General features: G+C 65.5%; 10 protein-coding genes and 2 pseudogenes. 5 read left to right on the top strand and 7 right to left on the bottom strand.

The features are described 5' to 3' along the window. Positions 1-48 precede the first annotated feature (48 nt). From DC31_RS15440 to DC31_RS15410, 7 genes and pseudogenes are all read right to left on the bottom strand, one after another. A pseudogene (locus DC31_RS15440) lies at positions 49-2,576 on the bottom strand (DEAD/DEAH box helicase). Between the two features lie 17 nt (positions 2,577-2,593). Then, positions 2,594-3,784 (bottom strand): MFS transporter, encoded by a 1,191-nt coding sequence (locus DC31_RS15435; protein WP_160173256.1) that lies wholly within the window; start codon positions 3,782-3,784, stop codon positions 2,594-2,596. 83 nt (positions 3,785-3,867) lie between these two features. After that, complete coding sequence (locus tag DC31_RS15430) at positions 3,868-4,230, bottom strand: zinc ribbon domain-containing protein YjdM (RefSeq protein WP_036281694.1); 363 nt, start codon at positions 4,228-4,230, stop codon at positions 3,868-3,870. Between the two features lie 45 nt (positions 4,231-4,275). After that, positions 4,276-4,986, bottom strand: a complete 711-nt coding sequence (deoD, locus tag DC31_RS15425; RefSeq protein WP_036281692.1) for a purine-nucleoside phosphorylase — start codon at positions 4,984-4,986, stop codon at positions 4,276-4,278. A gap of 95 nt (positions 4,987-5,081) precedes the next feature. Then, complete coding sequence (locus DC31_RS15420; protein WP_036281690.1) at positions 5,082-5,702, bottom strand: hypothetical protein; 621 nt, start codon at positions 5,700-5,702, stop codon at positions 5,082-5,084. Further along, a pseudogene (locus tag DC31_RS15415) lies at positions 5,668-6,346 on the bottom strand (DNA alkylation repair protein). The gene DC31_RS15420 and the pseudogene DC31_RS15415 overlap by 35 nt, the downstream one beginning before the upstream one ends. 129 nt (positions 6,347-6,475) lie before the next feature. Further along, positions 6,476-7,510, bottom strand: coding sequence for an FUSC family protein (locus tag DC31_RS15410; RefSeq protein WP_036281687.1), 1,035 nt, complete (start codon positions 7,508-7,510; stop codon positions 6,476-6,478). Positions 7,511-7,683: 173 nt separating this feature from the next. Here DC31_RS15410 and DC31_RS15405 point away from each other — a divergent pair, with 173 nt between their 5' ends. The 5 genes from DC31_RS15405 to DC31_RS15385 are packed head-to-tail and all read left to right on the top strand — an operon-like array spanning position 7,684 to position 12,607. After that, positions 7,684-8,760: an iron-siderophore ABC transporter substrate-binding protein gene (locus DC31_RS15405; protein ID WP_036281685.1), complete on the top strand. Its 1,077-nt coding sequence runs from the start codon at positions 7,684-7,686 to the stop codon at positions 8,758-8,760. Continuing rightward, positions 8,757-9,803, top strand: a complete 1,047-nt coding sequence (locus DC31_RS15400; RefSeq protein ID WP_036281683.1) for a FecCD family ABC transporter permease — start codon at positions 8,757-8,759, stop codon at positions 9,801-9,803. Before DC31_RS15405 ends, DC31_RS15400 begins: the two co-directional genes overlap by 4 nt. Then, positions 9,800-10,873, top strand: coding sequence for a FecCD family ABC transporter permease (locus tag DC31_RS15395; RefSeq protein WP_051607120.1), 1,074 nt, complete (start codon positions 9,800-9,802; stop codon positions 10,871-10,873). The genes DC31_RS15400 and DC31_RS15395 overlap by 4 nt, the downstream gene beginning before the upstream one ends. Next, complete coding sequence (locus tag DC31_RS15390; RefSeq protein WP_036281681.1) at positions 10,870-11,670, top strand: ABC transporter ATP-binding protein; 801 nt, start codon at positions 10,870-10,872, stop codon at positions 11,668-11,670. The genes DC31_RS15395 and DC31_RS15390 overlap by 4 nt, the downstream gene beginning before the upstream one ends. Further along, positions 11,660-12,607: a siderophore-interacting protein gene (locus DC31_RS15385; RefSeq protein WP_036281679.1), complete on the top strand. Its 948-nt coding sequence runs from the start codon at positions 11,660-11,662 to the stop codon at positions 12,605-12,607. The genes DC31_RS15390 and DC31_RS15385 overlap by 11 nt, the downstream gene beginning before the upstream one ends. The last annotated feature ends 11 nt before the right edge of the window (positions 12,608-12,618 follow it).

Below are 12,618 nucleotides of genomic sequence, written 5' to 3'. Positions count from 1 at the left end.
ATTCCTCCGCCCATGCGTGCGTTCTCCTCCCGGAGCAACAGTCCTCGGCTACAGCCGCGCCACTCCAGTCACCACAGTCACGGCTTCGCCCGCCTCGTCGGATGCTGCGAGGTCGATTGTCGCTGAGATGCGCCAGTCGTGATCACCGGCGGGATCATCGAGGATCTGGTGGACGGTCCACGTCGCTGCGCCCTCGGTGAGGAGCAGCAGCTTCGAACTGCGCGCTTCGGGCCCGGTGAGGATGTCGTCATGGTCGGCGAAGTATTTGTCGAGAGCGTCGTCCCATGCGTCGGCACCGAAGTCAGGATCAAGCGCGGCCAGGGCGTCGACATCCTCGCGGGCGGCGAGCTGAACACGACGGAACAGTTCGTTACGCACCAGGATGCGGAAAGCTCGCACGTTCGACGTCAAGCGCTTCGGCGCCGGAGGCACGATGGGTTCGTCCTCCGGTCGATGCAGATCGAGTACACCGTTGTCAGTGCCAGCGCGAAGCTCTTCCCACTCGTCCAGCAGCGACGAGTCGACCTGGCGCACCAGCTCGCCGAGCCACTCGATGAGGTCGCGCAGGTCTTCGTTCTTCAGCTCTTCGGGGATGGTCTGCGACGCCGCCCGATAGGCGTCGGACAAGTAGCGCAGCACCACGCCCTCTGACCGAGCGATCTTGTAGTACGCGACATATTCTCCGAACGACATGGCTCGTTCATACATGTCGCGAACGACGGCTTTCGGATGCAGTTCGAAATCGCGGATCCACGGTTGCGCGGCGCTGAACGTCTCGAACGCGGCGCCCAACAGCTCATCGAGCGGCTTCGGATACGTAATCTGCTCGAGCAGCTCCATCCGCTCGTCGTACTCGATGCCCTCGCGCTTCATCTCGGCGACAGCCTCGCCTCGGGCGAGGAATTCCTGCTGGCTGAGGATTGCGCGTGGATCATCCAACGTCGACTCGACGATAGAGATCATATCGAGCGCAAAACCTGCCGAATCCGGGTCGAGCAGCTCGAACGCCGCCAACGCAAACGGCGAAAGCGGCTGGTTCAGCGCAAAATTCGGTTGGAGGTCGACGGTGAGACGGATCTCTCCGCCCGGCGTCTGCTCGACCACTCCCGATTCGAGCAGCGTCCGATAGATTCCCAGCGCCCTGAGTGCAAGCATCCGCTGCCGCTCGCGCGGCTCGTGATTTTCGTATACCAATGCGCGCATATTGCCGAACACGTCGCCGCCGCGGCCGATGACGTTGAGCATCATGGCGCTCGTGATCTGCATGTGCGAGGTGAGCGTCTCGGGATCCGCATCGATGAGCTTGCGGAACGAGGGCTCTCCCCACGACACGAATCCGTCCGGCGCCTTTTTGCGGATCAGCTTGCGCTTCTTCTTCGGATCGTCGCCAGCCTTCTTGATCGCTGCGGCGTTTTCAGTCTCGTGCTCCGGCGCCTGCGCTACGACGGTCCCGGCGGTGTCGAAACCTGCGCGTCCGGCGCGGCCGGCGATCTGGTGGAACTCGCGTGCATTCAGTTGGCGCATGCGGGTACCGTCGAACTTCGTCAACGCCGTGAACAGCACCGTGCGAATCGGCACATTGATGCCGACGCCGAGAGTGTCGGTGCCGCAGATGACACGCAGCATCCCGCGCTGCGCGAGTTGCTCCACGAGCCGTCGGTATTTCGGCAGCATCCCGGCGTGGTGAACGCCGATGCCGGCGCGCAAGAACTTCGAGAGGGTCTTGCCAAAAGCCGTCGTAAAACGGAACTCGCCGATCAGCTCAGCGATCTGATCCCGCTGTTCGCGCGTCGCGACCTTCGCACTCGAAAGTGCCTGGGCACGCTCCATTGCGGCGGCCTGCGAGAAATGCACGACGTAGACCGGTGCCTGTCCGGTGCCGAGCAGGTCATCGATCGTCTCGTGTATTGGCGTGAGCTCGTAGAAGAAGTGCAGCGGCACCGGACGCTCGACGCCGGTCACGACAGCGGTCTCGCGGCGGGTTCGTCGGCTCAAGTCCGAAGCCAGCGTGGTGACATCGCCGAGCGTCGCCGACATCAGAATGAACTGAGCCTGCGGAAGGGTCAGCAGTGCACCTGCCATGCCCACCCGCGCTCGGGGTCGGCGTAGAAGTGGAACTCATCCATCACGACCTGGCCGACGTCGGCCGTCGGCCCCTGCCGCAGCGCGAGGTTCGCGAGGATCTCCGCGGTGCAGCAGATGATCGGAGCATCCGCGTTGACCGAGGAATCACCCGTGATCATCCCGACGTTCTCTGCGCCGAAGGTCTCGACGAGCGAGAAGAACTTCTCACTCACCAAGGCCTTGATCGGAGCGGTGTAGTAGCTGCGACGCCCCTCGGCGAGAGCGGCAAAGTGCGCACCGACGGCGACGAGCGACTTTCCGGTTCCGGTGGGAGTAGAAAGGATCAGGTTCTGCCCCGAAACGATCTCGATGACCGCCTCGTCCTGCGCGGGATAGAGCTGGATGCCGGTGGCCTCTGCCCATTCAACGAACGCCAGGTACACGGCATCCGGGTCGACGACTCCCGCATCGTCGCGCAGGAATGTCGGATCGAGGCGCGCGGAGGAAGTCATGGTCCTTCGATCATCCCTCATTCGCGCCGCTGTTCGGGATCCCGGCGCCGCCGGGCAACGATGACACGCACCAGAACGATGACGGCGACGACGATGCAGAGCGCGGATGTCGTCGACAGGGCGACGCCGAAGCTCGACTGGGCGGCGATGAAGCCGACGACCAACGCGCCGATGCCGGTGCCGCAGTCGAAGCCGATGTTCCACACGGCGCTAGCAGTGTCGCGGTGACGATGTCCGGCCACTGCGAAGGATTCGATCAACGTGACGTTCTGGAGGCTGCCGTAGGCGATGCCCGTGATGGCCATCCCACTCACCAATGCCGCCCCGCCAGCGCCGTACATCGCCCACACGCACAGGGCGAGCCCCGCCGCACCGAGGAGAAGCAAGGGCGGCTGAAACGGCAGGTGCCCGAATCGGTCGGCCAATCCGCCGATGAGCCAGCGGGCGACTGCCGCACATGCGGTGAGCGCGAACAGTCCGGCGACGGCGTAACCACCCACTCCGGGAAACTGCGCTGCGAAGGTCAGCAGCGCCCCGCCGGGGGCTGTGATCGTGAGCAGCACCACGCTCGGGGCGATCAGAGCCACCCAGAGGCGTGCGCTTGCTCTGGGCGCGTGTTCGGAAGTCGGCGAGACGGCCGTCGGTGCCTGTGCGGCGCGGTCAAGGCGCCGAGCGAGCAGGAACGCGGGGATGGTGGCGAGCAACGGGGCCGCCCCGACAGCGAAGACGACCCAGAAACCCACGTGATCGGCGATCCACACCGATGTCGGCACGAGCACGATCTGAGGTGCCGAGAGCGAGAGGCCGTAGAGGCCGATGGCGCGCCCGCGGCGCGCCGGTTCCACCAGCCGCGCCACCGCAGACGATCCGCACACGGTGATCACGGCGAAGCCCGCACCTCGCACGGCGGATAGAGCGAGAATGGCCGGCAGCGCATCCGTCGTGATCAGTATCAGTGATGGGGCGCCTAGCAACACGACGCCCGCCAACAGGGTCGGCGTCCAACCGAAGCGGCGCAATGCCGCGGGAACGGTCGTCTGCACAGCGACGGTCGCGGCCATCATCACCGCGTTCACGAGCCCGCCGCCGATCTCGTCCGCGCCGCCGCGCGCCGCCCATAGCGGCACCGTCGAGACCAGCGCACCGAACCCGGCGAAGCCGAGCGCCGACATCGCCATCAGCGCCAAGATCCCTGGTGTTCGGATCACGCTTGAAGGTGTTGCCGCCGCTCCTGTCATATCCGATTCAGCCTACCGACGCCTGGGCCCGGCCTCGACGAAAAGACGGAGGCTCACACCTTCTTGACGAGGCTCGACTTCAGGAGCATGGCGCCGAATCCGTCGACCTTGCAGTCGATGTCATGGCCGTTAACGGGATCGATGAGGCGGATGCCGCGCACCTTGGTTCCCGCCTTGATCCCATGCGACCCCTTCACCTTGATGGATGTCGTGACGACGACGGTGTCGCCGTCGGCGAGGATGTTACCGACGGCATCCTTCACGACTCGAGCCTCATCGGCATCCGTCGACGACGACTGCGAATCGGCTGGCGCGGGAGACCATTCGTGCCCGCACATCGGGCAGACGAGAAGCGCGCCCATCTCGTATGCGTGTTCGCTTGAGCACTCGGGACACAGGGGAAGGGGATCGGCCATGACTACATCGTCCTCGAAGTCTCACCGCGCTCGCAACACAGGACGTCAAGCGGTGGCCGCGCGCAGCGCGATCTCGATCATGTCGCCGAAGGTCTGCTCGCGTTCCTGCGCCGTGGTCTCCTTGCCGGTGACGATGTGATCGGACACCGTGCAGATGCTCAGTGCGCGCCGACCGTGGAAGGCCGCGAGCGTGTAGAGACCGCTGGTCTCCATCTCGACCGCGAGCGCACCATGCTGCACGAATGGCTCGGTCAGCTCCGGTCGAGTGCTGTAGAACTGGTCGCTCGAGAACAGCAGCCCGACGTGCACGGCTGATTCCAGAGGCATCTGTTCGCTCGCTTCCACCGCCGCGCGCAGCAGCGAGAAGTCGGCAACGGGTGCGTAGTCGAGTCCGTGGAAGCGCACTCGGTTGATTCCAGAATCAGTGCAGGCGCCGTTCGCGATAATGATGTCGCGCACCGCGAGGCGCTCGGACAACGCACCGCACGAGCCGACCCGCACGATTGTCTGCACGTCGTATTGCGTGAACAGCTCGGTGGCATAGATCGCCATCGAAGGCTGTCCCATGCCAGAGCCCTGCACAGAGACGCGGTGGCCTTCCCAGGTGCCCGTGAATCCCAGCATCCCGCGGGTTTCCGAGTACAGGGATGCGTCGTCGAGGAAATTCTCGGCGATCCACTTGGCGCGTAGCGGGTCTCCGGGAAACAGGACGATGGGTGCGATCTGACCGGGCTCGGCGGCGATGTCCGTGCTCACGGTTCCAGCGTAGCTACGCGGCGAACGCCGAGGAAGCGCGTGCCGCCGGCATCCCGATCCCGACCAGCCAGATTGCCGAGTAGCTGCTGGCGCTTTCACGACATCCGCTGAACGGGAATGCCGTGTGCGGTCAGCATTCCCAGCAGTCGGTCGACGACGACGTCGAACTCCTCGTCTGTAGCGAACAGGCTGATGTAGACGTCCTCGGTCGAGCCGTCGTTGCGGGTGAATTCGATCGTGCGATGTGTTCCGGATCCGGTCCAGCGTTCCATCGAGCCGGTGATCGGATGCCTGGTTCGGCGGGGAAACCTGCGCCAACGTATTGCTGCGCTTTTCAGATCGGATGCGAGGATCGGGCCGGATGCTGTGGTCACGGCATCCTTCTCCACTTGCAGGAGTAGCCCGTGCTTCTCTGTCTGGCGGAGTCGGCGGACACCCACAAGGCAAAACCAGGAGAAGGCGCAGCAGACGAGGCCGAAGATGAGGCCGCCAACCGTAGTGCCACTGACCGCAGCTCCGTCGACGGCAGCAGCCCCGAACGCGGCGATCGCGATAAACAGCAAGGCCCAGATGCCGAGCACCGCGCACACAGCGGCGATGACGCCGAGCAGCAGGCGCATACGCTCGCTGCGGCCGGGGTCGGCAGTGAGTGTGAGCGATTCGCGTCGTCGGTGAGCATTGTCAGTGCGTCGATTCGCGGCGCCTGACGATCTCACCGATCCAGACCGGCGCGAAGGGAGAGGTGCAGCCGGGCGCGGTCGGATAGTCGGCCAGCACCTGCAGTCGTTCACCGATCGCCAGAGCGCGTGCGCGCAGGCGCGGATGGTAGATGCCGATCTGCGCGAGCGTCTCGTTCATCGCCCACTGTGGCCGCTTCGGGGCATCCTTCATTTCGCGTTCGATGCGGTCGAGCAGATCCTCGAGATCAAGTCCTTCGGGCTTCTTCGCCACGCGCTCGCTGGTCAGCGACCATGCGCCCGCTGCGACTGTCGGATCGGCATCGTCGAACCACCGCACCCGCACCTCCTCGGCAAGCGGCGACTTCTTGGCGACGTAGTTCACGAACCAGTCGTTGACCTTCGGGGGCCGCGTCTCGCGCAGCATCGCGTCGAGCTCGTCGGCGGAGAACTCTCGAGGCGTGCAGATCAGTAGCGCGAGCAAGCGCGGTGCGGTCTCGCCCGTCGACCACAGCTCTTTCGCCAAGGCATGGTTCGTCTTGATCTTCTTCGCGAGTGTGCGCATCTTCGACAGGTTGATGCCGTGATCGTCGCCGCGCTTCTCATTCGCGGCGCGCGTTTTTCGGATCCTCGAGAGAGGCGAGCTCCGTGAGGACGTCAGGGACGGTCATCGTGTCGCGCATGGTGCCAGCCTACGACCGGCGCGCGGGGATACAGATGTCAGCTGAAAGTACAGATGTCAGCTGAGATCGGCCGTTTCGGCTGACATCCGTGAAATGAACTGACAGGTGTACCCGCATCGTTGGGCCGGCTCAGTCGTCGCCGACGAGCTCCCCGCGGATGCGGCGCAGATCTTCCATCAGCGAGCCGATGAGAACCCAGTGGCCGGATGCCGGCGGCCGCAGCTCCAACGGCGTCGTCAGCGCGGGAATCGCCGAGGTCAGCGCATCCGGTTCCGGCGTCACGTCGGCGATCTGCACGGCCAGACGCACATCGTGTCCGGCCCGGTGCAGCTGCTCGGCGATCGCGTGGACGGTGGGCTCGTCCCGCAATGCGTCGTCATAGTGGTCGAAGTAGGCGCGGGTCATCCCGATCACCTGCGTCACTATCGGTGAGAGCGTCGTGAATAGCGCGCGCATCTCAGTGAGGTCAGTCCGCTGCGCACGTCGCGGATTGAAGGTCAGCGACTCTTCACCTGCCTTGATGGATGCTTCGGCCGCGACCTGCATCGGACGCAGGAGGCGCGCCTCGAGCATGAGCCCATGCAAGTCCGCAGGCTTCTGCGGCGTGAGAAGCGCTTCGGCCAGGCGGTCGAGGCTCGCGGCGAGTTCTGCGCCGAGCAGTCCCAAGTCGCGGCGGGCGGGAGCGGCGAGGATAGGCGGCACGATAAGTGCGTTGACGACGATGCCTATCACGACGCCAATGAGTGTCTCGACGATCCGATCGATCGAGTACTGGGGGCTCGATGAGCCCAGGGCCAGCACGAGCATCGCTGAGATAGCCACCTGGTTGGCCATTCCGGGCGTTGCGCGCAGCGCCCAGGCGACGAGCATCGCGATGACGATCGCGAGCAGCACGACCCAGCTCTGCTCCCCGAACAGCAGCCCGAGCCCGGTGGCGATCAAGACTCCCACGATGACGCCGACGCTGCGCTCCACCGCTTTGGTGAACGACTGGTTCACGCTCGGAAGCACCACCAGCAGCGCGGCGATGGCGGCGAAAACGGGGAGCGGCCCCGGAATCAGCCAACTCGAGATCAGCCAGGCGCCGATCGTCGCCACCGCGGACTTCACGACTTGCAGCAGTGGCGTCCTCTTGGTGCTCTGCACCGCCGCTGTCATTCGCATGGCCCCACGCTATCTCCCGGCGCGCGAGCGGGACGTCAGGCTACGAGCCGCAGGCGTCAACTGAGGGCACCCTAACCTTCTGGTAGATTAGGCGAGGCTTACCAAAGCCCGGCGCCTTTTCGCCCTATCGAATCGCTGCGTCGAAACCCCACCCCGAACTGAAGGAAACGCCTGTGCGCATCTCCCGCATCCTCGGCCTCGGTGCTGCCGCCGTTCTCGCCGTCAGCCTCGCCGCCTGCTCCACCTCCCCGGCGACCAGCAGCGACACAAGCTCCGCGAGCTCGAACCCGGCATCCGATGACGCGTTCCCCGTGACCATCAAGCACGTATACGGCGAGACCACGATCACCCAGAAGCCCGAGCGCGTCGCCACGGTGGCATGGGCGAATCACGAGGTTCCGCTCGCGCTCGGCATCGTGCCGGTCGGCATGAGCAAGGTTGCCTGGGGCGATGACGACGACAACGGCGTGCTGCCGTGGGTCGAAGACAAGCTCACCGACCTCGGTGTCGACGTCTCGCTGATGGGCGATAAGAAGGCCGAAGCCGCGGGCGAAGTTCCGGTGCTGTTCGATGAGGCCGACGGCATCGACTTCGAAGCTGTCGCCGATACGAACCCCGACGTGATTCTCGCTTCGTACTCCGGCATCACGCAGGAGGACTACGACACCCTCTCCAAGATTGCACCCGTAGTCGCGTACCCCGATATTGCGTGGGCGACGTCTGTCGACGACATGATCACCATGAACTCGACAGCACTCGGTCTGGGCGCTGAGGGCGCTGCGCTCATCGACGATCTGCATGCCGAGACGGATGCTGCGCTCGAAGCGCACCCGGCGCTCAAAGACGCGAAGCTGCTGTTCACCTACCTCGACCCGAACGACTTCAGTCAGGTCGGCTTCTACACTCCCGCCGACACCCGCCCCGGATTCCTGCTGGGCCTCGGCCTTCCCGAGCCTCAGATCCTCGTTGACAACGCCGACAGCACAGACTTCTACCTCACGATCAGCGCCGAGGAGGTCGACAAATTCGACGACGTGGACGTCTTCATCACCTACGGCGACGAGTCGATGATCGCTGCCCTCCAGGCTGACCCGCTGCTCGGCAAGATCCCCGCGGTTGCGGCCGGACGAATCGCGATTCTTCCGGATGCCACACCGATGGCGAACTCCGCCAACCCTTCGCCCCTGTCGATCCCGTGGGGAATTGACGAGTACTTCGCCATCCTCGAGGCACCGCTGCTCGCCAAGTGACCTCAGTCGCCACGACCCCGACACCGGGCACCGCACCTCTGCGGCGTCCGGTGTCGGCGCGCGTCGGCTGGTTGCTCATCGGCGTCGGGGTCATCATCGTGCTCAGCATCCTGTCGGTGTCGTTCGGCACACGCGCAGTGTCGTTCGACGACATCGTCGCCGCACTCAGCGGACAAGACGACACCGTCGCGCAGGCGGCCGTCATCAAGCGGATGCCGCGCACCGTGCTCGCGATCCTCGTGGGCGCAGCCCTCGCCCTATCTGGTGCGACGATGCAGGCTGTCACTCGCAATCCGATCGCCGACCCGGGCATTCTCGGGGTATCGAACGGCGCCGCACTCGCCGTCGTATTCGGCATCGCTTTCTTTGGAATCTCGAGCGCCTACGGCTACATGCTGCTCGCGATCGTCGGCGCCGCGATCGCCGCGGTGTTCGTTTACACGGTCGGCTCGCTCGGTCGCGGTGGTGCAACTCCGCTCAAACTCGCCCTCGCGGGAGCCGCAACCGCCGCGGCGCTGGGCTCGCTCATCAGCGCCATCCTGCTGCCCCGTGTCGACCTGCTGCAGACTTTCCAGTCCTGGCAGATCGGGGGAGTCGGCGGCGCGGAGTGGCCGCGCATCGCGATCACCGCGCCCGTGCTCGCCCTCGGCGGCCTCATCTGCTTCGCCTGCGCGCGCGGCATGAACTCGCTCGCACTCGGTGACGATCTCGCGGCAGGGTTGGGGGAGCGGGTGTTTCGCACCAGGCTCGTTTCGGCGGCCGGCTCCGTCGTTCTCGCCGGAGCTGCGACCGCGATCGCGGGTCCGATCGGATTCGTCGGCCTCGTCATTCCCCATATCTGCCGGATGCTGGTCGGCACAGACCATCGGTGGCTACTGCCGTTCTCCGCTCTTGCTGGTTCTGCACTGCTGCTCGCGAGCGACATCATCGGTCGGGTCATCGCACCGTCCTCGGAGGAGATTCAGGTCGGCATCATCACGGCTGTCATCGGCGCTCCGTTCTTCATCTGGATCGTCCGCCGCCAGAAGGTGCGTGAACTATGAGCGCCCTCCGCTCGCTGAGCTTGTCGAAGCGGGAGGGCCCAACAGTGGCCGCCGCCGCGATCATCGCCGGCCGCCGCGCCCGCCATCGCCGCCATGCCGCTGCCAGTATTGTGCTGGGCGTGCTGCTGTTCGCGCTCGCCGCAGTAGCGCTCATGGTCGGCAACACGTTCTATACGCCTGGCGAAATCATCCGCGTCATTCTTGGTGAGACTGTGCCCGGGGCATCCTTCACCGTCGGCGAACTGCGCTTGCCGCGCACCGCGCTCGCACTCCTCGCCGGCTTCGCGTTCGGTATCGCCGGCGTCACGTTCCAGACTTTGCTGCGCAATCCCCTCGCGTCTCCTGACATCATCGGCATCAGCGAGGGGGCGAGCGCCGCGGCCGTCGTCGGCATCGTGGTGCTGGGCGTCAGCGGTCCGTTCGTCTCAGTGCTCGCTCTTGGCGGTGCACTGGTCACAGCGATCGCGATCTACCTGCTTGCCAACAAGGGCGGCTTCGCGGGCACGCGACTCATCCTCATCGGAATCGGGGTCGCGGCGATGCTGCAGAGCGTTGTCTCATACGTGCTTTCGCGCGCTGCGCAGTGGGACATCCAGACCGCCATGCGGTGGATCAGCGGCAGCCTGAACAACGCATCGTGGGACGACATCGTGCCGCTCGCGATCGCCAGCATTCTGATTCTGCCATTCCTGTTCGCTCAGGCACAGGCGCTCGGGATGCTGCAGCTCGGGGATGACTCGGCATCCGGTCTCGGGGTGCGGGTGAGCGTCACGCGGCTGAGCTTTATCATCGGCGCCGTGGCACTGCTCGCTTTCGCCACGGCTGCCACCGGCCCGATCGCGTTCGTCGCGTTCATGGCCGGCCCCATTGCCGCCCGCATCACCGGACCCGGGGCGAACCTGCTGCTCCCATCGGCATTCGTCGGCGCCGTGCTCGTGCTCGGCGGCGACCTCATCGGACAGTTCGCGTTCGAAGGCCGGTACCCGGTCGGCGTCATCACCGGCGTGCTCGGCGCGCCGTACCTGATCTACCTACTCATCCGCACCAACCGCTCTGGGGGGTCACTATGACCGAGGCGCACACACTGTCGGCCGAGGGGGTGACCCTCGCCTACGGCGATCGCACCGTCATCGAAGGGCTCGACCTCAGGATCGCGCCGGGCAAGATCACCGCGATCGTCGGTGGAAACGGATGCGGCAAGTCGACGTTGCTGCGAGCGCTCGCGCGGCTGCTTTCGCCCGCATCCGGGCAGGTCGTCCTCGATGGAAAGTCCGTGCACTCGCGGCCGACGAAAGAGGTTGCGCGGGTGCTCGGGCTGCTGCCGCAGTCGCCGATCGCTCCGGAGGGGATTGCTGTTGCCGACCTGGTCGGGCGGGGGCGGCATCCGCATCAGAAGGTGCTCGCGCGCTGGAGCGCACACGACTACGAGGTCGTCGCTGACGCGCTCGAGGCGACCGGAATCAGTGACCTTGCCGACCGCAGCGTCGATGAGCTCTCTGGCGGGCAGCGACAGCGCGTCTGGATCGCGATGTCGCTCGCGCAAGAGACCGACATTCTGCTGCTGGACGAGCCGACCACCTTCCTCGACGTCGCTCACCAGGTTGAGGTCCTCGACCTGCTCACTGACCTGAGCGTCTCGCGCGGCACCACGATCGTGATGGTGCTGCACGACCTGAACCTCGCCGCCCGCTACGCCGACGAGCTCGTCGCGATGAAGGACGGACGAGTCCACGCGCTGGGCGCACCGAGTGAGATTCTTACCCACACGCTCGTCGAAGAGGTCTTCGGCATGGCGAATCAGATCACCACCGACCCGGTTTCCGGTAAGCCGATGGTCACCCCGATCGGAAGGCATCATGTCCGCTGAGACCACCCGCACCCGCCCGCCGTACGTTCTCGCCCGCGCCGAGGTGCGTGCCGTTGACCGGGTCTCGCCGAACTTTGTGCGCATCACCCTGGGTGGCTCCGAGATCGACGATTTTGGTACCCCGGGCGATATGTACGACGCGCGAATCAAGCTCGTCTTTCCCCCGGCGTCCGGCGTGCTGCCTCCGGTCGCGCGCGACACGGACGACTGGTGGGGCGCGTACCTCGCTGTTCCCGAAGACGAGCGCGGTTCGATGCGCACCTACTCGGTGCGCGAACTGCGCGTGACGGATGCCGGCACCGAGGTCGTCGTCGACTTCGTTCTTCATCTCGCACCAGGGCTCACCGGCCCCGCCTCGCTCTGGGCCAGCAAAGCAGCGGTGGGTGACGAACTGCTCATCGTCGGGCCTCGCCGTGGACGCGAAGACCGCAGCGGCATCGAATATGCCCCGGGAGCAGCGACTTCGGTGATGCTCGTCGGCGATGAGACCGCTGCGCCGGCGATTGCCCGCATCCTCGAAGACGCACCGCGCGACCTGCGTGGCATCGCCTTCATCGAGGTGCCGGTCGCCGAAGACATTCTTGCCATCGACGCCCCCGTAGGCGTTGAGGTGCACTGGCTGCCGCGCGGCGAAGCCGCGCACGGATTGCGCGTGATCCCGACGGTGCTCGACTACCTCGGCGACCGCGACGCGACCGGCGAGATCAAGATCACCGACCTCGAGGGCGAGGAGATGGTCTGGGAAACGCCGCTCTACTCAGGAGCCGGTGAAGAGGTCGCCGCTTCCTCATCCGAGACCGATCGGTACTTCTGGATCGCCGGAGAGAGCGGCGTCGTCACGACGCTGCGCCGACACCTGGTGAAGGATCTCGGCATCGACCGGGGCCAGGTGGCCTTCATGGGGTACTGGCGCCGCGGCGTCGCCATGCGCGGCTAGGTCGGTCCTAG

Source organism: Microbacterium sp. CH12i (genome assembly GCF_000685355.1).
Lineage (GTDB): Bacteria > Actinomycetota > Actinomycetes > Actinomycetales > Microbacteriaceae > Microbacterium.
Note: the sequence above shows the minus strand (reverse complement) of the source record. Positions and strands in the feature narration are given on the sequence as shown.

Excerpts from the sequence above, each read along its gene's own strand:
- DC31_RS15430 (WP_036281694.1), bottom strand. The coding sequence starts at position 4,230 with ATGGCCGATCCCCTTCCCCTGTGTCCCGAGTGCTCAAGCGAACACGCA.
- DC31_RS15395 (WP_051607120.1), top strand. The coding sequence starts at position 9,800 with ATGAGCGCCCTCCGCTCGCTGAGCTTGTCGAAGCGGGAGGGCCCAACA.
- DC31_RS15385 (WP_036281679.1), top strand. The coding sequence starts at position 11,660 with ATGTCCGCTGAGACCACCCGCACCCGCCCGCCGTACGTTCTCGCCCGC.
- DC31_RS15390 (WP_036281681.1), top strand. The coding sequence starts at position 10,870 with ATGACCGAGGCGCACACACTGTCGGCCGAGGGGGTGACCCTCGCCTAC.
- DC31_RS15410 (WP_036281687.1), bottom strand. The coding sequence starts at position 7,510 with ATGCGAATGACAGCGGCGGTGCAGAGCACCAAGAGGACGCCACTGCTG.